At 67.3% G+C, this 21,029-nt stretch carries 23 protein-coding genes and 1 pseudogene; 18 read left to right on the plus strand and 6 right to left on the minus strand.

Features of this window, described 5'->3' with window-relative positions; translation table 11 throughout:
* Positions 1–250: 250 nt before the first annotated feature.
* Complete coding sequence (locus tag QZ332_RS10145; RefSeq protein ID WP_295764944.1) at positions 251–1,126, minus strand: DegV family protein; 876 nt, start codon at positions 1,124–1,126, stop codon at positions 251–253.
* 252 nt (positions 1,127–1,378) lie between these two features.
* On the opposite strand from QZ332_RS10145, the gene recJ reads away from it, so the two are divergent.
* From recJ to raiA, 18 genes and pseudogenes are all read left to right on the plus strand, one after another.
* Complete coding sequence (gene recJ, locus QZ332_RS10150; RefSeq protein WP_295764946.1) at positions 1,379–3,457, plus strand: single-stranded-DNA-specific exonuclease RecJ; 2,079 nt, start codon at positions 1,379–1,381, stop codon at positions 3,455–3,457.
* Position 3,458: 1 nt separating this feature from the next.
* Positions 3,459–5,651 carry a bifunctional (p)ppGpp synthetase/guanosine-3',5'-bis(diphosphate) 3'-pyrophosphohydrolase gene (locus tag QZ332_RS10155; RefSeq protein ID WP_295764947.1) on the plus strand — a complete coding sequence of 731 codons (2,193 nt, stop codon included), beginning with the start codon at positions 3,459–3,461 and terminating at the stop codon, positions 5,649–5,651.
* A 195-nt stretch (positions 5,652–5,846) separates the two neighbouring features.
* Positions 5,847–6,287, plus strand: coding sequence for a D-aminoacyl-tRNA deacylase (gene dtd / locus QZ332_RS10160; protein ID WP_295764949.1), 441 nt, complete (start codon positions 5,847–5,849; stop codon positions 6,285–6,287).
* A 21-nt stretch (positions 6,288–6,308) separates the two neighbouring features.
* Positions 6,309–6,731: a hypothetical protein gene (locus QZ332_RS10165; protein WP_295764951.1), complete on the plus strand. Its 423-nt coding sequence runs from the start codon at positions 6,309–6,311 to the stop codon at positions 6,729–6,731.
* 21 nt (positions 6,732–6,752) lie between these two features.
* Positions 6,753–7,367: an MBL fold metallo-hydrolase gene (locus QZ332_RS10170; protein WP_295764953.1), complete on the plus strand. Its 615-nt coding sequence runs from the start codon at positions 6,753–6,755 to the stop codon at positions 7,365–7,367.
* Entirely contained in the window at positions 7,364–8,845 is a 1,482-nt protein-coding gene (hemZ, locus tag QZ332_RS10175) for a coproporphyrinogen dehydrogenase HemZ (protein WP_295764955.1), read from the plus strand. Before QZ332_RS10170 ends, hemZ begins: the two co-directional genes overlap by 4 nt.
* Positions 8,846–8,952: 107 nt before the next feature.
* Positions 8,953–9,363 carry a hypothetical protein gene (locus tag QZ332_RS10180; protein ID WP_295764957.1) on the plus strand — a complete coding sequence of 137 codons (411 nt, stop codon included), beginning with the start codon at positions 8,953–8,955 and terminating at the stop codon, positions 9,361–9,363.
* An 18-nt stretch (positions 9,364–9,381) separates the two neighbouring features.
* Positions 9,382–10,209, plus strand: coding sequence for a purine-nucleoside phosphorylase (locus QZ332_RS10185; RefSeq protein WP_295764959.1), 828 nt, complete (start codon positions 9,382–9,384; stop codon positions 10,207–10,209).
* Between the two features lie 132 nt (positions 10,210–10,341).
* Positions 10,342–11,979 carry a polysaccharide biosynthesis protein gene (locus QZ332_RS10190; protein WP_295764961.1) on the plus strand — a complete coding sequence of 546 codons (1,638 nt, stop codon included), beginning with the start codon at positions 10,342–10,344 and terminating at the stop codon, positions 11,977–11,979.
* Positions 11,980–12,056: 77 nt separating this feature from the next.
* A complete protein-coding gene (mazG, locus tag QZ332_RS10195) occupies positions 12,057–12,860 on the plus strand; it encodes a nucleoside triphosphate pyrophosphohydrolase (protein ID WP_295764963.1) in 804 nt (267 codons plus the stop codon).
* 62 nt (positions 12,861–12,922) lie between these two features.
* Entirely contained in the window at positions 12,923–13,198 is a 276-nt protein-coding gene (locus QZ332_RS10200) for an HU family DNA-binding protein (RefSeq protein WP_295764965.1), read from the plus strand.
* Between the two features lie 73 nt (positions 13,199–13,271).
* Positions 13,272–13,511: an RNA-binding S4 domain-containing protein gene (locus tag QZ332_RS10205; protein ID WP_295764967.1), complete on the plus strand. Its 240-nt coding sequence runs from the start codon at positions 13,272–13,274 to the stop codon at positions 13,509–13,511.
* 4 nt (positions 13,512–13,515) lie between these two features.
* On the plus strand, positions 13,516–14,052 hold the full coding sequence (locus QZ332_RS10210) for an AAA family ATPase (RefSeq protein WP_295764969.1): 537 nt from the start codon (positions 13,516–13,518) through the stop codon (positions 14,050–14,052).
* Positions 14,053–14,106: 54 nt separating this feature from the next.
* Positions 14,107–14,385, plus strand: a complete 279-nt coding sequence (locus QZ332_RS10215) for a YabP/YqfC family sporulation protein (protein ID WP_295764971.1) — start codon at positions 14,107–14,109, stop codon at positions 14,383–14,385.
* Between the two features lies 1 nt (position 14,386).
* Positions 14,387–14,638, plus strand: a pseudogene (gene yabQ / locus QZ332_RS13820) (spore cortex biosynthesis protein YabQ); the annotation flags it as partial.
* Between the two features lie 205 nt (positions 14,639–14,843).
* Positions 14,844–15,143, plus strand: a complete 300-nt coding sequence (locus tag QZ332_RS10220; RefSeq protein WP_295764972.1) for a septum formation initiator family protein — start codon at positions 14,844–14,846, stop codon at positions 15,141–15,143.
* Positions 15,144–15,194: 51 nt separating this feature from the next.
* Positions 15,195–15,701 (plus strand): S1 RNA-binding domain-containing protein, encoded by a 507-nt coding sequence (locus tag QZ332_RS10225; RefSeq protein ID WP_295764974.1) that lies wholly within the window; start codon positions 15,195–15,197, stop codon positions 15,699–15,701.
* Between the two features lie 544 nt (positions 15,702–16,245).
* A complete protein-coding gene (raiA, locus tag QZ332_RS10230) occupies positions 16,246–16,791 on the plus strand; it encodes a ribosome hibernation-promoting factor, HPF/YfiA family (RefSeq protein ID WP_295764976.1) in 546 nt (181 codons plus the stop codon).
* A gap of 70 nt (positions 16,792–16,861) precedes the next feature.
* Here the strand turns inward: raiA and QZ332_RS10235 are convergent, their stop codons facing one another.
* From QZ332_RS10235 to QZ332_RS10255, 5 genes are all read right to left on the minus strand, one after another.
* Positions 16,862–18,013 (minus strand): amidohydrolase, encoded by a 1,152-nt coding sequence (locus QZ332_RS10235; protein ID WP_295764978.1) that lies wholly within the window; start codon positions 18,011–18,013, stop codon positions 16,862–16,864.
* 466 nt (positions 18,014–18,479) lie between these two features.
* Positions 18,480–18,842 carry a response regulator gene (locus tag QZ332_RS10240; protein WP_295764980.1) on the minus strand — a complete coding sequence of 121 codons (363 nt, stop codon included), beginning with the start codon at positions 18,840–18,842 and terminating at the stop codon, positions 18,480–18,482.
* A 4-nt stretch (positions 18,843–18,846) separates the two neighbouring features.
* A complete protein-coding gene (locus tag QZ332_RS10245; RefSeq protein WP_295764982.1) occupies positions 18,847–19,356 on the minus strand; it encodes a hypothetical protein in 510 nt (169 codons plus the stop codon).
* Between the two features lie 3 nt (positions 19,357–19,359).
* Positions 19,360–19,782 (minus strand): PleD family two-component system response regulator, encoded by a 423-nt coding sequence (locus QZ332_RS10250; protein WP_295764984.1) that lies wholly within the window; start codon positions 19,780–19,782, stop codon positions 19,360–19,362.
* A partial coding sequence (locus QZ332_RS10255) for a response regulator (RefSeq protein ID WP_295764986.1) occupies positions 19,779–21,029 on the minus strand: 1,251 nt, incomplete at its 5' end. The genes QZ332_RS10255 and QZ332_RS10250, both read right to left, overlap by 4 nt.

Here is a 21,029-nt window from a genome sequence, read left to right on the forward strand (position 1 = left end):
GCGGCTCCTTCGGCGGGGGCGCAGGCCGGGGCGGCTTCGGCGGCGGCTCTTTCGGGGGCGGCGCGGGCCGGGGCGGCTTCGGCGGCGGCGGAGGCCGCAGGAGATGAAAAAACGGCCCCCGGCAGTGAAGCCGGGGGCCGTCCCTGTGCCCGTGGGAGCGGAGACCGCGCTGCCGTTCCGGCCTGGTCCATCGCCGGACTGCCAGAGCGAGACGAAGCTCTTTTTGCGGACGCCTCCTCTCGAGGAAAAGTCAGTCCAGGACCTGGACCGCCGCGCCCAGGACGCCGTCGCCGATGTAGACGCTGAGGGTGCCGTCGATCTCGCCCTCCCAGATGTGGTCGTATCCCGGCAGGGCGGCGGTGAGCTTCTGCCGCACGGTCTCCATCTCGGCGGGGGCCCCGCCGTTGGCCACGGCGAGGTTGTACTTCCTGTGCGCGCCGCAGCGCTCCGCGGTCATGGCTACCAGCTTGTCGATGACCTGGTTCCGGCCCCGGACCTTGGCGACGGACTGGAGCTGCCCGTCGGGGGCGAAGGTGATGATGGGCTTGATCTGGAGCAGGGTCCCCGCCGTGGCGGTGACCTTGCCGATGCGCCCGCCCTTCATCAGGTACTCCAGGGTGTCCACGGAGAAGAAGGGGGAGGTGCCCGCGATCAGCCGGGGGGCGCGGCGCTCCACCAGCTCCTCCCAGCCCATGCCGCCGCGGATGTCCTCCGCCAGCTGCAGCACCGTCAGCCCCTGCCCCAGGGAGCCGCTGAGGGAGTCGAAGACCCGGATGGGGAAGTCGTCCCCGCTCTCCTCGGAGATGAGGCGGACCAGGTTGTACGTGCCGGAGAGGCCGCTGGAGAGCATGACGGCGATGACGCCGTCATAGCCCGCGTCCCGGATCTCCTCCAGCACGGCCCCCACGCTCTCCACGGAGGGCAGGGAGGTCTGGGGCAGTTCGCCGGAGCGGAGGCGGCGGTAGATGTCGCGGCCGTGGATGTTCACGCCGTCGGCATATTCTCCGTCGGCGCAGAGGATGCGCAGGGGGACGATATAGATGTGCTCGTCCGCCGCCAGCCTGTCCGACAGATCCGCGCAGGAATCCGTCAGCAGGGCGATCTTTTGAGGGACCACGTCGTTCACAACTCCTTTTTTCCCGATAGGCCGCGGTCCTCCGCCGGGGGAGGGCCGCCGCCGTCAAAGAGTATCAGCGTCATTATCCCACAGATCTTGGGAAACTGCAAGCCCGATTTCGCCGATCGGCCCCTCCGGGAGGCCGATCGGGGCAAAAATACGGAGGGATCGGGAGGATCTCTCTTTACCTGCGGGCCTTTTTCTGTTATAATAGCCAAGTTATATCCTGCCTGTCCCCAGGCGCGGAAGGAGGGCGCTCCCATGAGATACCGAAAATGGAACATCGGCGCCCCCGCCGATGCGGACGTGGCGCTGCTGCGGGAGGCGGGCTATCCCTACCTGATGGCCCTGGTCCTGGCCGCCCGGGGCATCGGCTCCCCGGAGAGGGCGGCGGAGTTTTTGGACCGGGACCGGGGACTGACCCACTCGCCCATGCTCATGCGGGACATGGACAAGGCCGTGGCCCGGATCCAGCGGGCCGTCAGCAGCGGGGAGACCATCGCGGTCTTCGGCGACTACGACGTGGACGGCATCACCTCCACCGTGCTGGTGATGGACTATCTGAAGCGCTGCGGCGCGAAGTGCATCCGCTACATCCCCCGGCGGATCGAGGACGGCTACGGCCTCTCCAAGCCCGCCATCCAGGGCCTGCGGGACCAGGGGGCCACGCTGATGATCACCGTGGACTGCGGCATCACCGGCAACGAGGAGGTGGCCTTCGCGGGCTCCCTGGGCATGGACGTGGTGGTGACGGACCACCACGAGTGCAAGGAGGACCTGCCGGCCGCCGCGGCGGTGGTGGATCCCCACCGGCCGGACTGCCCCTATCCCTTCAAATCCCTGGCGGGCTGCGGCGTGGCGCTGAAGCTGGTCCTGGCCCTGGGCGGGGAGAACCGGGAGGACGCCCTCTTCGCCCGCTACTGCACCCTCGCCGCCATCGGCACCGTGGCCGACGTGATGCGGATGGAGGGGGAGAACCGGGCCATCGTCTCCTGCGGCCTGGAGGCCCTGCCCCACACGGATTTCGTGGGCATCCACGCCCTTTTGCGGGAGGCGGGGCTGGAGGGGAAGCCTGTCACCTCGATCCAGATCGGCTTCGTCCTCTCCCCCCGGATCAACGCCGCGGGGCGCATGGGGGCGGCGGATCTGGCGGCAGATCTGCTGGAGGAGGAGGACCCCGCCCGCGCCGAGGAGCTGGCCCGGGAGCTGTGCGAGCTGAACCGGGAGCGCCAGGCCGTGGAACAGGCCATCTGCGCCGACGCGGTGGAGCAGATCGAGTCTTTGCGGCAGGAGGAGCGGAGCGCCCTGGTCCTCTCCAGCGAGGATTGGCACCAGGGGGTGGTGGGCATCGTCGCCTCCCGCCTCAGCGAGAAGTACTCCTGCCCCAGCTTCATGATCCACCTGAAGGACGGCACGGGCCGGGGCTCCTGCCGGTCCTACGGCGGGTTCAACCTTTTCGCCGCCCTGGAGTCCTGCGCGGACCTGCTGGACGGCTTCGGGGGCCATGAGCTGGCCGCCGGGTTCACCATCCCGGAGGAGAACATCGCCGCCTTCCGGGCCCGGATGAACCGCTGCGTCCGCTCCGCCACCGGCGGCGAGGCCCCGGTGAGCTCCCTGGACGTGGACGCGGCGGTGTCCGCCCCCAACGAGCTGACCCTGGAGCAGGCGGAGCAGCTGGAACAGCTGGAGCCTTACGGCGCGGGGAACCCCCGGCCGGTCTTCGCCCTGCTGGGGGCCACGGCGGAGGCCGTGCAGCCCGTGGGCCAGGGGAAGCACCTGAAGCTGCGCCTGAGCAAGGGCGCCAGCCGGTTCGACGCGATCTTCTTCTCCGCCACGGCGGAGGAGTGCGGCATCGCCGCCGGGAGCCGGGTGGACGCCGCCTTCTACCTCCAGGCCAACACCTTCCGGGGGAACACCACGCTGCAGCTGCAGCTGGTGGACGTGCGGCCCTCCCTGCTGCCCAGCCGGAACGAGGCGGAGTCCCTGGACCTGGTGCGCCGCCTGGTGGAGGGGGAGGCTGTCTCCGCCCAGGAGGCCGTCCGCCTCCGGGCGTCCCGGAACCAGTACGCCGCCTGCTGGCTGGCGCTGGAGAAGCGGCTGCGCCAGGGGAAGGCGGAGGAGGACTGCCTGCCCTATCTCCGGGACCTGGCGGGGCGGATGGGGGGGAGCGAGAGCTTCCTCCGGGCGGCGCTGGCGCTGGCGGTCTTCCGGGAGCGGGGGCTGATCTCCCTGGCCCGGAAGGGGGACCGGCTGACGCTGTGCCTGATCCCCATCCAGGGGAAGACGGACCTGACGGAGTGCCCCTATCTGGTCCGGTTACAAGACAAGGAGGCGACGTGATATGACGGTGCAGGAGCAGTACGGGCTGCTGGAAAAGACGATCCGGGGCTATAACCCGGCGGCGGACTTCGACCATATCCGGGCCGCCTTCGAGTATGCGGACCGCTGCCACGAGGGGCAAAAGCGCAAGAGCGGCGAGCCCTATATCATCCATCCCCTGGCCGTGGCCCAGATCGTGGCGGAGGAGCTGAAGCTGGACTCGGAGTCCATCGAGGCCGCCCTGCTCCACGACGTGATCGAGGACACCCCCGCCACCCACGAGGACGTGGCGAAGCTCTTCTCCCCCACCATCGCCGACCTGGTGGAGGGCGTCAGCAAGCTGACGAGGATCCAGTACGCCACCAAGGAAGACGAGCAGATGGAGAACCTGCGGAAGATGCTCATGGCCATGAGCAAGGACATCCGGGTGATCCTCATCAAGGTCTCCGACCGGCTCCACAACATGCGGACCATGGAGTACCAGTCTCCGGAGAAGCAGAAGCAGAAGTCCCTGGAGACCATGGAGATCTACGCGCCCATCTCCCACCGGCTGGGCATGCAGCGGATCAAGTGGGAGCTGGAGGACCTGTCCCTGAAATACCTGGACCCGGTGGGCTATGAGGAGATCATCGCCCGGCTGGAGTCCCGGAAGGCGGAGTATGACGCCTTCCTCCTCCGCACCCAGACCCAGATGGACGACCGGCTGACGGAGCTGGGCATCCGGCACACGGTCTATGGGCGCATCAAGCACCCCTATTCCATCTACCGCAAGATGTTCAGCCAGAACAAGTCCCTGGACGAGATCTTCGACCTCTTCGCCTTCCGGGTGCTGGTGGACACGGTGGGGGACTGCTACAACGTGCTGGGCGTGATCCACGACATCTACAAGCCCGTCCCGGGCCGGTTCAAGGACTATATCGGCACCGAGAAGCCCAACGGCTACCAGTCCCTCCACACCACCGTCATGGGCCCCGACGGCCTGCCCTTCGAGGTGCAGATCCGCACCTATAAGATGCACGAGATCGCCGAATACGGCGTGGCGGCCCACTGGAAATACAAGCAGCACGGCCAGGGCGCGGGGACCGAGGGCAAATACGAGTGGGTCCGCCGCCTGCTGGAGAACCAGGAGGGCGCGGACGCGGAGGAGTTCATCCACTCCCTGAAGATCGACATGTTCTCCGACGAGGTCTTCGTCTTCACGCCCAACGGCGACGTGCAGAACCTCCCCGCCGGGGCCACGCCCATCGACTTCGCCTACGCCATCCACTCCGCCGTGGGGAACAGCATGGTGGGGGCCAAGGTCAACAACCGCATCGTCACCTTCGACCACATCCTGAAAAACGGCGACATCGTGGAGATCATGACCTCCAAGTCCGCCAAGGGCCCCAGCCGGGACTGGATGAAGATCGCCAAGTCCAGCGAGGCCCGGAGCAAGATCCGCCAGTGGTTCAAGAAGGAGAAGCGGGAGGAGAACATCGCCAACGGCCGGGCCTCCTTCGAGCAGGAGCTGAAGCACGCGGGCCTGGTCATGAAGGACGTGACGGCCCCGGAGAACCTGCCGCACCTGCTGAAAAAGGTGACCTACGGCTCCCTGGACGAGATGTACGCCGCCATCGGCTACGGCGGCTTCACCGCCCAGAAGGCGGTCAGCCGCATGAAGGGGGAGCTGATGCGCATCTCCCGCCAGCACCAGGCGGAGGAGCTCTTGACCGTCAAGCCGGAGGAGCCCCCCATCCCCGTGCCCAAGCCCGTGAGCAAGAGCGAGCAGGGCATCATCGTGGAGGGCCTGGACAACTGCCTGGTGAAGTTCTCCCGCTGCTGCACCCCCGTGCCGGGGGACGAGATCGTGGGCTTCATCACCCGGGGCTACGGCGTGTCCGTCCACCGGGCGGACTGCCCCAACGCCGCGCCGGAGCGCCGGGCGGGCCAGGAGGGCCGCTGGCTGCGGGTCACCTGGGGCACCGACACCAACGAGAGCTACCCCACCACCATCGAGGTGGTGAGCAAGGACCGCTACAACCTGCTCCTGGACATCTCCACGGCCCTGTCCAGCACGAACACCTTCGTCTCCGGCCTGAACTCCCGGAGCACGGAGGACGGCTTCGCGGTCATCCGGCTGGAGATCCGGGTCCGGGACGGGGCGCAGATGAAGGCCATCATGAACAAACTGGTCCAGATATCCGGGGTGCTGAAGGTCGTGAGGCCCGCCGGATGACGACGTCGAAAATTCCGCTCCATTCCGTCCGGCTCCGCCGGACATCCATTCCGCTCCATTTCCTCCGTCTCGCTTCAAGAGGGGACTGCGTCCCCCCTTGAGCATTCCCCCTTCCCCTGCGGGGGACGAAGGACGGGGGACGGAGGATGGGGGACGGAGGACGGGAGACTAAATTTTTGTAAGGAGGGACCGCTTATGCGCGCAGTCGTTACGCGGGTGGAGCGTGCCTCGGTCACCATCGAGGGACGGGTCAACGGTCAGATCGGGGAGGGCTACCTGGTCCTCTTGGGCGTGGGCCCCAACGATACGGAGGAGACCGCCGTCAAGCTGGCGGACAAGATCTGCAACCTTCGGGTCTTTGAGGATGAGGACGAGAAGATGAACCTGGACCTGGAGCGCGTGGGGGGGAGCCTGCTGGTCGTTTCCCAGTTCACCCTGTTCGCCGACACCTCCTCCCGCCGCCCGGGCTTCTCCGGCGCGGCGAAGCCGGATCTGGCCATCCCCCTCTACGAGAGGTTCATGGCCCGTTGCCGGGAGCGGGGCTTCACCGTGGAGCACGGGGAGTTCGGCGCGAAGATGGACGTGGAGTCCCTGAACCACGGCCCGGTGACCATCCTCTTCGATACGGAAAGATAACGGGAGGGAGGATCGATCTTCGTGGGACTTTTTTCCAGACTCTTCAAGGGGGAGGGGGCGAAGGGGCCGCCGCTGGGGGCCCAGCCGCGTAAGGGCTGGCCCTGGACCCTGTCGGTGGACGGGACGCCGGCCTCGGACGTCACGTGGGATGCCGTCGCCCGTGCCCTGGACGGCCTGGGCCCGCATGACGACCGCTTCGTCATCCTGGAGCAGAGGCAGGGGCGGGACTACTGGTATATCCAGAGCGCCGTGGCCCTGGCAGGCCCCCACACGGGGGAGTTCGTCGTCGGCGTGGGCTGGAACGGCCCGGACGGGAAACACTATATCGACCGTTGCGGCGGGGCCCGGGAGGCGGAGGAGCTGTTCCGGGCCGCCTGGGCGGGGGAGCCCCTGGACTTCACCGGTTTCGAGGACCAGTCCGATATGCTCCCCGGCGGGCCCTGATGCGCGGGGAAGGAGGAGCGGATGGATGTGAAGATGCTGCAGGTGGGCCCCCTGGGCACCAACTGCTATATCCTGGAGGACGAGGCGGCCCGGGAGGCGGCGGTGATCGACCCCGGCGGGGACGCCCAGGAGATCTTGGAGGCCCTGGGAGGGGCGGAGCTGCGCTATATCCTCCTGACCCACGGGCACTATGACCACGTGGGGGCCGCGGCGGAGCTGGCGGAGGCCCGCCCCCAGGCGGAGGTCTATCTCCATGAGGCGGATTCCCGGGGCGTGGACCCCGCCCTGTTCCCCCTGAGCGGGCAGATGGAGGGCGTGAAGCCTTACGGCGAGGGGGACCGCCTGCCCCTGGGCGGGCTGGAGCTGGAGGTCCTCCACACCCCCGGCCACTCCGAGGGCAGCGTGACCCTCCGGTGCGGGGACCTGCTGTTCTGCGGGGACACGCTGTTCGCGGGGTCCTGCGGCCGGACGGACTTCCCCGGCGGGAGCGTGCCGAAGATCCTGGCCTCCCTCCGCCGCCTGGGGCAGCTGGAGGGGGATCTCCGGGTCCTCCCCGGCCACATGGAGCCCACCACCCTGGACGAGGAGCGGGCCCGCAACCCCTATCTCCGCCAGGCCCTGCGGGAGGCGCCATGAAGCTGGAGCTTCGCGGCCACCGTGAGCGCTACACCGTGGAGCAGAGCCTGATGGACCTGTTCCCCGGCGAGCGGCCGGTCTATGAGCCCATCCGGCCCGGGGACGAGGACTGGGCCGTCGTCGCCTGCCGGGAGGAGGAGGGGCGGCTGCTCGTGACCACGGACCTCTGCCATCATGGGCAGACGGCCTCGGCCTCCCACGCCGCCGCCCTCTCCGGGACAGACTATGACCGGGAGGGCCAGAGGCGGCACGCCGTCGGGACCTGCTTCTTCCTGGCCTACCGCGCCCTCACGGGGGACACGCCCCCCTGGGGGATGCTCACCGGGGTCCGGCCGGACAAGCTGGTGACGGAGGCCCTCCAGGCGGGGGCGTCCCCGGGGGAGGCCGCGGCCATGCTGGAGCGGGAGTATTTCGTCACTCCCCAGCGGGCCGCCCTGGCCCTGGAGACGGGGACGGCGGCCTTCGAGGCCGCGAAGCGCCTGGGGCCCAGGGACATCGACGTTTATATCGGCGTCCCCTTCTGTCCCACCCGCTGCGCTTACTGCTCCTTCGTCAGCCAGTCGGTGGAGAAGAGCTTTTCCCTGGTGGGGCCCTATGTGGACGCCCTGACGGCGGAGATCGAGGCCGGAGGGCGGATGGTCCGGGAGGAGGGCCTCCGGCCCCGGGCCATGTACATGGGCGGCGGCACCCCCACCACCCTGACGGCGGAGCAGCTGGACCGGGTCCTGACCGCCTTCGAGACGGCCTTCGGCCCGGCGCTGGACCGCTGCGATGAGATCACCGTGGAGGCGGGCCGGCCCGACACCATCACGGCGGAGAAGCTGGCGGTGCTGAGGGACCACGGCGTCCGCCGGATCTCGGTGAACCCCCAGACCATGGAGGAGGGCGTCCTCCGGGCCATCGGGCGGCGGCACAGTCCCGGCGACGTCGAGCAGGCCATGGAGCTGGCGGCGGCATACGGCTTCCGGTACGTCAACATGGACCTCATCGCGGGACTGCCGGAGGACACGCCGGAGGGCTTCCGGCGGTCCCTGGACCGCTGCCTCCGCTTCGGCACGGAGAACGTCACCGTCCACACCCTGGCGCTGAAGAAGGGGAGCCGCATCCTGCTGGAGGGCCTGTCCATCCCCGGCCCCGAGGCGGTGCGGGAGATGCTGGACTATGCCGGGCCCGCCCTGCGGGGGGCGGGATACGCCCCGTATTACCTCTACCGGCAGAAATACATGTCCGGCAGCTTCGAGAACATCGGCTGGACCCGCCCCGGCGGGGCCTGCCTTTACAACATCGACATCATGTCGGAGCTGTGTTCCATCCTCTCCTTCGGCGCGGGGGGCTCCACCAAGATGGTGGACCCGTCCCGCCGCCTCATCCGGCGGCGCTTCAACCCCAAGTACCCCAAGGAGTACACGGAGCGGCAGGCGAAGATGCGGTCCAATCAGGCGGACTTCGCCGCCTTTTACGGAGGAGCGGGCCTTTGACGTCCCCGCAGGCGGCAGCGCCGGCGGAAAGATGCCCCGCGCGGCGGCGGCCCGGCGGGAGGCCGCTGCCGAGGCAGCAATCCATTAGGATCAGGAAGGAGCGTAACATGAGCAAACGAGACAAGATCTATGACCTGCTGGACTCCCTCAAGGAGGGCGCGTACCTGGCCGGGACCTTCGCCCTGGGGACGCTGGGCCTGGCCTGCGAGGGGGCGGAGAAGCTGGCGGAGGGCGTGAAGCTCCGCTGTGAGGCCGCCCGGGTAGAGGGCGAGATGGACGGGAAGCTGATGGAGGCCGGAGAGATGGTCTACGCCACCCATTCCGGCGACCCCACCGAGTCCGAGGAGCTGCTGGCCAAGCTCCGGGAGATCGACGTGCTGAAGGCCCAGCTGGCGGAGCTCAACGAGAGCCTGGGCCGGACGGCGGAGGACGCCGTCTGCCCGGGGTGCGGCGGGGCCGTGGGAGCGGAGGACCGGTTCTGCCGGGCCTGCGGCAGGGAGCTGGACCGGAAGGGATGAGGAGATAGGAGGACGATCATGGGATCTTACACATACCAGCAATATCAGGAGAGCGCCCAGGTCCTGCGGGAGGCGCTGGGCAGTTTCCGGCCCAAGGTGCTGCTGATCCTGGGCTCCGGCCTGGGGGCCCTGGCGGACGAGGTGGAGGGCCCCATCGCCGTGCCCTATCCGGGAGTGCCCCACATGAAGCATTCCACCGCCCCCGGCCATAAGGGCCAGTTCCTCTTTGGCCGTCTGGCGGGGCAGGACGTGGCCGTCATGCAGGGCCGGCTCCACACCTACGAGGGCTGGTCCTTCGCCGATGCGGGCTACCCGGTCCGCGTGGCCCGCCTGCTGGGGATCGAGACCCTGGTGGTGACCAACGCCGCCGGGGCGGTGGAGACCGCCTGGAGCGCCGGGGACATCATGCTGATCACGGACCACATCAAGCTCTTCGGCGCCAGCCCCCTCTGCGGGCCTAACCTGGAGCAGTTCGGCCCCCGTTTCCCGGACATGAGCCATGTCTACACCCCTACCCTCCAGCAGATAGCCCGTGAGACCGCCCGGGCCCAGGGCCTGGATCTGAAGGAAGGCGTGTATATGTTCTTCCCCGGCCCCCAGTACGAGACCCCGGCGGAGGTCCGCGCGGCCCGTCTGCTGGGCGCGGGCGCCGTGGGCATGTCCACGGTGCCGGAGGCCGTCACCGCCGCCCACTGCGGCATGCAGGTGCTGGGCTTCACCCTGTGCACCAACATGGCCGCCGGCGTGCTGGAGCAGCCCCTCTCCGGCGACGAGGTCATCGCGGCGGGGGAGGCCGCGGGCCCCAAGTTCACCGCCCTGGTGAAAGGCTGCCTGGAGCGGATGTAGGGATCGGAGGGGCCCCGGAGGGAGACCGGGGTCATAAGGCGGGTCCCAGTCCCATAAAGTGGACCGTGGGGCCCGCCCCGCACGGACGGGGAGCGTCCGCGCATTTTTTGAGATATTCGAGGTATGCTTTTCATGTCGACTACGAAAAAACAGTCCTTCCTGGGCGGCGCGGCCATCCTGGCCTCGGCGGTGGCGGTGGTCAAGGCCATCGGCTTCTTCTACAAGATCCCGCTGAACAACATCCTGGGGGAAGAGGGCAAGACCTATTTCGACTCCGCCTACCAGATCTACAACGTCCTGCTGTCCATCTCCACGGCGGGCCTCCCCATCGCCCTTTCCAAGCTGGTGTCCGAGGCCCAGGCCAAGGGACGGGAGAACGAGAAGCGGCGGCTGTTCAGCACCGCCATCTGGATCTTCTTCGCCCTGGGACTGGCGGGCTTCGCCATCATGTCCCTGGGCACCGGCTGGGTGGCCGCCCGGCTGCATAACGAGAGCGCCTATTGGGCCATCAAGGCGTTGTCCCCGGCGGTGTTCTGCGTGTGCCTGCTGGCCTGTATGCGGGGCTATACCCAGGGCCAGGGCGACATGACGCCCACCGCCGTGTCCCAGGTGCTGGAGGCCCTGTGCAAGCTGGGCATCGGCCTGGCGCTGGCCTGGTACATTTTCCGGGCGGGCATGGGACAGGAGTTCGTGGCGGCGGGGGCCATCCTGGGCGTGACGATCGGGACCGTGCTGTCCATGCTGTTCCTGATCGCCTACCTGCTGACCCACCGCTCCCCGGGGGAGCGGCTGGACGTCCCCGCCGGCCGGGCGGTCCTGGCCCGGCGCATCCTGGCCATCGGCGTGCCCATCACGCTGAGCAACTCCGCCATGAGCATCATCAACCTGGTGGACACCTCCATCGTCATGGGGCGCCTCCAGGACGGCCTGGGCCTGACGGAGGAGTCCGCGGCGGCGCTGAAGGGCGCCTACGGCTATGCCATGGATATGCTGAACCTGCCGCCGGCCTTCGTCTTCCCGGTGACCATGAGCCTGATCCCCGTGGCGGCGGCGGCCCTGGCCCGGAAGGACCACCGGGAGGTGGACCGGATCGTCTCCTCCGCCTTCCGCCTCATCGCCATCCTGGCCCTGCCCTGCGGCGTGGGGCTCAGCGTGCTGTCGACGCCCATCATGCGCCTGGTCCTCCCGGCCCGGCCGGAGGCCGCTTTGGCGGCGGGGCCGCATCTCCGGGTCCTGGGCCTGGCCTGTATCTTCGTGTGCCTCATGAACCTGACCAACGCCATCCTGCAGACCTATGGCAAGGTGCACCTGCCGGTCCTGACGGTGATCCTGGGCGGCCTGGTGAAGATCGTTTTGAACTACCTCCTGGTGGGGGAGCCGGAGATCAACATCCACGGGGCCCCGATCTCCACCCTGTGCTGCTATCTGGTCATCGCCGGGCTGAACCTGTCCCTGGTCTGGCTCTATTCCCCGGAGAAGCCCCGCTACCTCCAGATCTTCTTCAAGCCGGTGCTCGCCTCCGCCTTGATGGGCGGCGGGGCCTGGGCGGTCCACGGCTTCGTGAGCCGGGCCCTGTCCGGCGCGTTCCTGGGGGCGGCCACCGAAGTGCGGGCCGCTTACCTCACCAACGCCGCCGCCACCCTCTGCGGCATCCTGGCGGGCGTGGCCGTTTACGCCGTTTTGGTGGTCGTCCTGCGGATCTTGCGGGCGGAGGACCTGAAGACGGTGCCCCATGGCGCGAAGCTGGCGAAATTGTTGCATTTGCGCTAAAGGATAGGGGAAGACTTTCGGTATGGAGACCTTTTTCAAACTTTTTTCTCGAAATTTCTTGCAAAGGCGGATGATCTATGGTAGATTTTCAAAGTAAGCGCCGCTACGGCTGGGAGGACTTCCTGGAGATCATGCGGCTGCTCCGGGCCCCGGGGGGCTGTCCCTGGGATGCGGAGCAGACCCACAGCTCCATCCGCCGGAACTTCCTGGAGGAGACCTATGAGGCCCTGGACGCCATCGACCGGGACGACCCTGTGGATATGCAGGAGGAGCTGGGCGACGTGGTGATGCAGGCGGTCTTCCACGCGCAGATCGAGGCAGAGCGGGGCCGCTTCACCATGGAGGACGTGGTGGACGGCGTGGCCCGGAAGCTGGTCTACCGCCATCCCCACGTCTTCGGGGACGTGCAGGTGGAGGACAGCCAGGAGGTCCTGGTGAACTGGGACGCCCTGAAACGGAAGGAGAAGTCCCAGGAGAGCACCGCCGACGCGATCGAGGCGGTGCCCCATACCCTGCCGGCCCTCTGGCGGGCGGAGAAGATCTCGGGCAAGGCCACGAAGGCGGGCTTCCGCTGGGACAGCGCCGCCGGCGCCCTGGACAAGCTGGAGGAGGAGGCCCGGGAGCTGCGCCGGGCCGTCGAGGCCGGGGGAGACGCCTCCGCGCCCCACGGCGTCCGGGAGGAGCTGGGGGATCTGCTCTTCATCGCGGCAAACCTGGCGCAGCTGGCGGGCGTGGACCCGGAGGACGCGCTCCACCGGGCCTGCGATAAATTCGACCGGCGCTTCCGCCGGATGGAAGAGGCGGCGGACAAGCCCTTCGCCGGCTGTACGGAGGAGGAGCTGACGGAGCTCTGGCGCTCCGCCAAACGAGAGGAGTCTTAACACGCGACCGCGTTAAGAATAGGCAGACAAGACCACAAATGATTTTCAGGAGGATACCATTCATGAACAAAGCAGAGCTGATCAATGTCGTTTCCGAGGCCGCGGAGGTCTCTAAGAAGGATGCCGAGACCGTCATCACCGCCACCCTGGACGCCATCACCGACGCGCTGAAAGAGGGCGAGAAGGTCCAGCTGGTGGGCTTCGGCTCCTTCGAGGTGAAGAAGCGGGCGGCCCGCGTGGGCCGCAACCCCAAGACCAAGGAGCCCATCGAGATCCCTGCCTCTACCGTGCCCGTGTTCAAAGCCGGCAAGGTCCTGAAGGACATCGTGGGCGGCTGAGCCGGGACCCGTTTGTTTTGAACTGCCGGCAGGGCCCCTGCCGGCAGTTTTGCTTCATCGGAGGAGGTCTCATATGCGTTTGGACAAATATCTCAAGGTCTCCCGCCTGATCAAGCGGCGGACCACCGCCAACGAAGCCTGCGACAACGGACTGGTGTCCGTCAACGGCAGGCCCGCCCGGGCCTCTTACGAGGTGAAGGTGGGGGACCGGATCTCCCTGCGCCTGGGGGCCCGGGAGGTGACGGTGGAGGTCCTCTCCATCCAGGAGACCGTCCGCCAGGCGGACGCCGCGGCCCTGTACAGGCAGGTATGAGATCGTGAAGAGGCTGTATCTCATCGGCGGGCCCATGGGCGTGGGGAAGACCGCCGCCTGTGAGCGGCTGAAGCGGGCGCTGGACGGCGCGGTCTTCCTGGACGGCGACTGGTGCTGGGACGCGGACCCGTTCCAGGTGACGGAGGAGACCAAGCGGATGGTGGTGGACAACATCTGCTACCTGCTGAACAGCTTCCTCCGCTGCTCCGCCTATCAGAACGTCATCTTCTGCTGGGTCATGCACCGCCAGGACATCCTGGACGGCATCCTGGCCCGGCTGGACACCGGCGGCCACGCCGTGAGGGCCGTGTCCCTGGTGTGCAGGGCGGACGTGCTGGCGGAGCGGATCGGCCGGGACGTGGAGGCGGGCCTCCGGGACCCAGACAGCATCCGGCGGAGCCTGGAGCGGCTCCCCCTGTACGACCGGATGGATACGGTCAAGATCGACGTCTCGGATCTCTCGCCGGAGAGGACGGCGGAAAAGCTCGCCGCCCTGGGCGGACCGGGCCCCGTTCGATCTTCCCCCTCCCCGGGAGGATAAGGATGTATACCGCCGCCTCCCGCCGCATAGTCTGTGGACAGGGAGGGACGAACCATGAACGATTACAACGTGCCCCAGACTGCCCACCGCCTGGAGCTGGACGGGCGGGAGAGCTTGACCGTCTCCGGCGTGGAGGACGTGGAGCGCTTCGACGAGAGCGGCATCGTCATGTCCACCGCCGCGGGGACCCTGGTCATCACGGGGGAGGACCTGCACATCGGGAAACTGTCCCTGGACGGGGGCGAACTGCACGTGGACGGGAGGATCGACTCCCTGACCTATGAGGACCAGGGCCCCGGCCGGGGCGGCTTCTTCGGCCGCCTGTTCGGATAGGATGGGGAGCCAGGCCACAGGGCAGCTGCTGGTGTTCGGGCAGTCCATCCTGCTGGGACTGTCCGCCGGGCTGCTGTACGATCTGCTGCGCCCCTTCCGGGTCCGGGCGCCCCGCTTCACCGGGGCGCTGGACGGATGCTACTGCCTGGCGGTGGGCGGGGCCGTGTTCCTCTTCCTGCTGCGCCGGGCGGAGGGCCAGCTCCGGGGCTTCGTGATCGTGGGGGCCCTGGGGGGCGCGGTGCTGTTCTTCTGCGTTTTTTCGGAGCTGCTGCGGCCTGTCTGGGCCTTTTGGGCGGATACGCTGGCCTTTTTGTGGGCGCTGCTGTGCCTGCCCCTGCGGTGGACGAGGGATCTTTGCAAAAAAACGGCCCGCCAGGGAAAAAACCTCTTTTATTTTTGGCGCAAATGCTTTACAATAAGGAAAAGTGGGTACAGGCCCGCGAAAGGGGACGGCAGAAATGGCAAAGCAAAAAAGAGCGGGCCCGGTAAAGCTCCGCACGGGCCTCCTGGCCAGGCTCCTGATCGTGATCTTGCTGGCCGCGCTGGTGTGCAAGGTGTACGCCATGCGGGAGCAGGTGTCCGACGCGGAGGCCGAGAAGGCGCGCATCGCCGCCCAGGTGGAGCGCAGGCGCCAGGAGAACGACGCCCTGGCCGCGGACATCGAGGAGGGCTGCACGCCTGAGAAGATGCAGGAGATCGCCCGCCGGGAGCTGGGCTGGGCCCTGCCCGGCGAGTATGTGCTGGACGTGGGCAGCTGAACGGCCCTCCGGCCCCCGCACGAATCAAGGGAAGGAGAAACTAGAAACCGTATGGAGCCTCAGGTTGGGAGCATTCTGGAAGGCAAAGTCACCAGCATCATGAAGTTCGGCGCTTTCGTGGCGCTGGAGGGAGGCGGCTCCGGGCTGGTACATATCTCGGAGATCGCCAATACGTTCGTAGAGGACGTACACGATCACCTTGAGACCGGGCAGGCCGTGAAGGTCCTGGTCCTGTCGGCGGAGAACGGGAGGGTGAACCTCTCCATCAAGAAGGCCCTGCCCCGTGAGGACCGGGGAGGCCGCAGGCCGCCCTACGCCGGGGGAGCGCCCCGGACGGGCGGGGGCCCCCGGTCCGGAGGGGCGTCCGGTCCCGCGCAGGCCCCCGCGCCCAGGGGCGCCCAGCCGCCGGCCCAGGGCCGGGGGAGGCCAGCGCCCCTGCCGCCGTCGGGGGATCAGGCCTTCGAGGACAAGCTGAAGCGGTTCCTGTCCTCCTCGGAGGGGAAGATGGCGGACCTGAACCGCAGCATGGACGGCAAGCGGGGCCGGAGGAAACGATGAGCGGAGGACCGCCTGGAGACAGGCGGTCCTCAGTTCGTCGAAAAAAGAGGAGGCCCGATCCGGCGGGAAGAGAGGGTGTGTGCGGGAGGCCCAGGAAGGGCCTCCTGCACCGTTCAGATCATATGTTTTCAGGACGTTCGTAACGTCCTGAAAACTTGCACCGGCGGTCGAAAAGCCTTTTCGACCGCCGGAGGACCGCCTGGAGACAGGCGGTCCCCTTTGCCCCGCAGGCGCAAAAAGGAGCCGCACAGCAGATCGCCATGCGGCCCAAGCGGGTGGGATATTGGAAAGCTTCCTATATCAAAGTACCATATCCGCCATATTTTGTAAATAGGAAGTTTTGTCGCTTTCGGTCTTTTTTTGTCGGATACCGCCGCTCCGGAGGGGAGCGGGATCTTTTTGTGAAATTTTTGAAAAAGGAGACGATCTCCCCTTTCCATTTCAATACAAATATGTTATATTATACAAAAGGGGCCCCCAGGGCCCGCGCGAGACTCGGGAGGATGCCCTCCGGCCCCCTTTTCACACGAAAGGAGCGATCTCGATGAAGTACACTTACGCTTGCAAGAAGGTCTCCCTCAACGACTCCATCAAGGCATACACCGAAAAGAAAATCGCCAAGCTGGAGAAATATTTCCGGGATGACACCACCGCGTTCGTGACGTTCTCGGTGGAGAAGGACCACCGCTGCACCGTGGAGATCACCGTCCGGAGCGGCAGCGCCCTGCTCCGCGCCCAGACAGAGGCGCCGGATGGCGATATGCGCGGCGCGGTGGACGCCGCTGTGGGCTATATCGAGCGCCAGATCTTGAAGAACAAGACCCGGCTGTCCAAGCGCCTGCGGAGCGAGGGCTTCCCGGCGCCCGCCCCCGCCGACGACTTCGAGGTGGCGGAGGAGAAGGAGTTCGCCGTGGTCCGTACCAAGCGCTTCGCCGTGAAGCCCATGAGCACGGAGGAGGCCATCCTGCAGATGAACCTGCTGGACCACAGTTTCTTCGTCTTCCGCAGCAGCGAGGACGACAGCCTGTGCATCGTCTACCGCCGGAAGAGCGGCGGCTACGGTCTGATCGTCACCGACGAGGAGGACTGAGGAGCATACGACAGGAGGGGCCGCAAGGCCCCTCCTGCTTTTTGGGACGCCTATCCGGCCTCCGGACGCCTCACTGCGCCAGGAAGTCCGCCGCCACCTGCGCGTAGAGCGCGACACCAGTGGGGAAGGCCCCCTCCTCGATGACGAAGTGGTCGCTGTGCTGCGGATACGTCCCGCCGCCGCCGAGCATCGCGAAGGAGGCCGTGGTCAGGAGCGTATAGTCCGCGAAATCCTCCGCGCCCATGGTCTGAGGGGCGTCGACCACCATCTGAGGCGCTGCCGCCGCCTTCTGTGCCGCCGCCTTCACGAGCGCGGTGGCGGCGGGGTCGTTCATCAGCACCTCGGTCAGCATCTCATACGTGACCTCCGCCTCGCAGCGGTAGGCGGACGCGGTGTCCTTCACGACGCGGGACACGATCTCCGGGAGCCTGTGGTGGACGTCCGGATCGAAGCAGCGGACCGTGCCCTCCATGACGGCCTCGCCGGAGACGACGTTGAACCGGCTCCCGGACACCAGCTTGCCCACGGTGACCACCACCGGGAGCATGGGGGAGAGCTCCCGGCTGACGATGCTCTGCAGGTTCAGGACGATGGCCGAGGCGGCGACCGTGGCGTCCACGCCGGTCTCCGGCATGGCGCCGTGGCAGGACTTGCCCGTCACCTTCACCCGGAACACGTCCGCGGCGGACGCGGAGGCCCCGGGACGGAGGGCGATGGTCCCCGCCGGCACCTGCGAGAGGATGTGGATGCCGAAGATCATGTCCGCGCCGTCCAGGACGCCCTGTTCGATCACGCGCTTCGCGCCCTTCGCGATCTCCTCTGCGGGCTGGAACAGCAGCCTCACGGTGCCGCAGAGCTCCTCCTTCACCTGATCCAGCACGGCCGCCGCGCCCACCAGCATGGCCGCGTGGGTGTCGTGCCCGCAGGCGTGCATCACGCCGGGGACCTCGGACGCGAACTCCAGGCCGGTCTTCTCGTCGACGCTCAGGGCGTCGATGTCGGCCCGCAGGACGATGGTCCTGCCGGGCTTGCCGCCCTTGAGCTCCGCCAGCAGGCCGGTGGGCTCCAGGCGGCGGTAGGGGATGCCCAGGCCGTCCAGCTTGGCCGCGATCTTGTTCGTGGTCTCGAATTCCTTGAAGCTCTCCTCGGGGCGGCGGTGCAGTTCCCTCCGGAACGCGACGACCTCCGGCTGTACCTTGTTGGCCAGTTCCTTGATGTTCATAGTATCCTCCCTGTGAACGATGTATGGATGTCCTATTTTGGATGAATAGATTATAGATATTTTTGTGTATTTTGTCAATATGCGCTTTCCGGCGGAGGCGGCGGACTGCCGGGGGACGCCCGGCCGAGCCGCGGGCCGGCAGGCGTCCGGGAACGGGCATCCCACGGACCGGCGCACCGTGTCCCCGGCCTCCGGCCGGGAGATCCGGATGGAGGGCATCCGGCCGAGACCTGCAGGACGCCGCCCTGCTCCCCCTCCGGCGTCCTGCGCACCATGGGGGACGGCAGCCGGCAGGAGCCTGGGCACCACGGAGCGCGGCAAGATCCCGCCCTACCGCACCGCGGGCCCCCCCCCTGCGGATGCTGGGGGACAGGCCGCGGCCCTGCCGGCGCCATGAGCGCCGGCAGGGCCGTATCGATATCCGCCGGCGGGCATCCCGAGACCCGGGGCGCCGCCTCCCCGCACCTTACTGCAGTGCCTGTGCGAAGACCTTCAGCAGCTGCTCCTGATGGAAGGGCTTATCCACGAAGCCCCTGGCCCCGATGGCCTTGGCCCGTTCGAAGGTGTCCTTGTAGGCCAGCGAGGAGATCATCACGATCCTCGCGTCCGGATGGTCCTTCAGGATGATCTCCGCCGCGTCCAGTCCGTCCATCCCCTGCATGATGATGTCCATCGTCACCAGGTCGGGCCCTATCTCGGCATATCGCGCGATGGCGTCCTCGCCGCTGCGGCAGTGCGCCGCGATCTCGTAGTCCGTGCCCTTCAGGACGTCCTCCAGCTGGACCCTGACCAGCCGGGAATCGTCCACTACCATGATCCGTTTGCTCATGCCGCTATACTCCCTTCTGTCCTGTCCGGTCCGAAACGGCCCCGCTCCCGCCTCCGTGGGCGCAGGGCACATGGTGGATGAGCTGTGCCCCCTCGCTGTGCCCGTCGGAATAGGTGAGGATGAACTGTACCTCCTGCTCCTCCGGCTCATAGCGCCCGCGGTAGAACACGGGCTGCCCGAAATGGGCCGGGATCTGCGTGGCCTGGTACATCGCCCCTGTGATCTTCCCACAGAGCACGTTGAAATATTCCTTGCAGAACTCCTCCAGGTCCTCCTGGGTCACCATCTCCTCGTGGAAGGAGTTGCGGGCCATGCGGGCCAGCAGGCTGGTGTCGGCGCAGAGGGTGAGGCTGGTGCCGAAGCCCTTGTCGAAGGTGATGTGGACGGTGCACATGTCCTCTCCCAGCGGCTGGCCGCCCTGGTACAGGCGCACGCCGGCGGTCTGCTCCGTCACGTCCTGGAGAGCCTGATCCAATATCTGCTCCAGGGCCTCCTTGGTCATGAACGTGTTCATCGCTCAGCCCTCCTCCGTCGCCGGCGCCGGACCTTCCTTGTCTTCCTCCAGGGCCCGCCAGATGCGGTCCAGCAGATCTTCGGGGGCGAAGGGCTTCAGGACATAGTCGCAGATCCCCAGCTTGATGCCCTCTATGACGTACCGCTTGTCCTCCATGCCGGTCAGCATGATCACCGGGATGTCGGCCCGGTCCTTCATGGCGCGGATCTCCCGCAGGGTCTGGAAACCGTCCTTGGGCGCCATGCGGATGTCCAGCAGGATCAGGTCGGGCTTCTCCCGCTCCAGATACCGCAGGGCCCGCACACCGGAATTCACCGTGACCACGTGATAGTATTTTTCCAGGGCGTCCTTGATCCGCTGCAGGATGATCGCCGCGTCGTCCACCGCCAGGATGCGTTTTTTACTGCTCTTCCACATCTCGTTCATTCGCTCTCGTCCTCCTCAAGTTCACGCAGGAACTGCCGCAGCAGCGATTCCGCGTTATCGTCTTCGAACAGCTTCAGCTGATCGTGGACCTCCCATAGGCGGTCCGCCGCGTCCTGCGGCAGCTCATGGTCCAAAAGGGACTCCACCAGGTCCAGACACTCCTGGGACCTGAAATCCTCCAGCGCGCGCAGGGCCTCGCCCGCTTGCTCCCGCAGCGCCTGGGCGGGCAGGGGCGGGAGTTTCTCCCCGGCGTCGTCCTGACGCCGCCGGTCCAGGAACGCCCCGATGTTCATCAGGAGGGCCGCATAAGCCTCCAGCAGAAGGGGGGACTGCTGGGCGATGCGCTCCGTGTCGCCCTGGGAGGCGGCCTCCTCCTGGGCGCGGGCCATGTCGGAGAGGGCCATGGCCCCGATGTTGGCGGAAGCGCTCTTGAGGCCGTGCACCTCGATGCAGTAGCGGGAGATGTCCGAGCCGGAGAGCTCCCGCAGGAGCGCCTCCTTGCGCTGGCCGTCCATGTAGTAGAGCTCCAGCAGGTCGACGAAGCCCGCCTCATCGCCGGCGTGATAGCGGGACGCCGCCTCGATATCGATCCCCTCGATGGGGAAGGCCCCGGGGTCCAGGGAGCCGACGGGATCCTTGACGCCTCCGGCCTGCCGGCGCTCCTCCGGGACCCAGCGGGCCAGCAGCCGGCCCAGTTCCCGCCGGTCCAAGGGCTTGGCGATGAAGTCCTGGAACCCCCGGCTCAGGAACCGCTCCCGCATCCCCTCCATGACGTTGGCGGTCAGGGCGATGAGCACCGGCGCGGTGCCGTTCTCCCCGCAGTCCCGGCGGATGATCTCCGCCGCCTCGATGCCGTCCATCATGGGCATCATGTGGTCCATGAAGATGATGTCGTACCGTTCCCCCCGCACCAGGTCGATGGCCTCCGGCCCGCTCTCGGCCTCGGTGAGGTCGAAGGCGTAGCTTTTCAAAAAGCCCCTGGCGACTTTGCGGTTGATCACGTTGTCGTCCACCACGAGCACTTTCACATCGGGGGCCGTGAACGCCTCGATGCCGCCCTGCTGCTCGAGCTGTGGGAGCTCCGGCACCTCCGCGGTGGTGCGCCGGTCCACGATCTTCTGGGGGATGGTGATGGTGAAGGTGGTCCCCTCGCCGTAGACGCTCTCCACGCCGATGGTGCCCCCCATCAGCTCCACCAGGTGCTTCACGATGGCCAGCCCCAGGCCGGTGCCCTCCACGCTCCGGTT

It is taken from the genome of uncultured Oscillibacter sp., from assembly GCF_910584465.1.
Lineage (GTDB): Bacteria > Bacillota > Clostridia > Oscillospirales > Oscillospiraceae > Oscillibacter.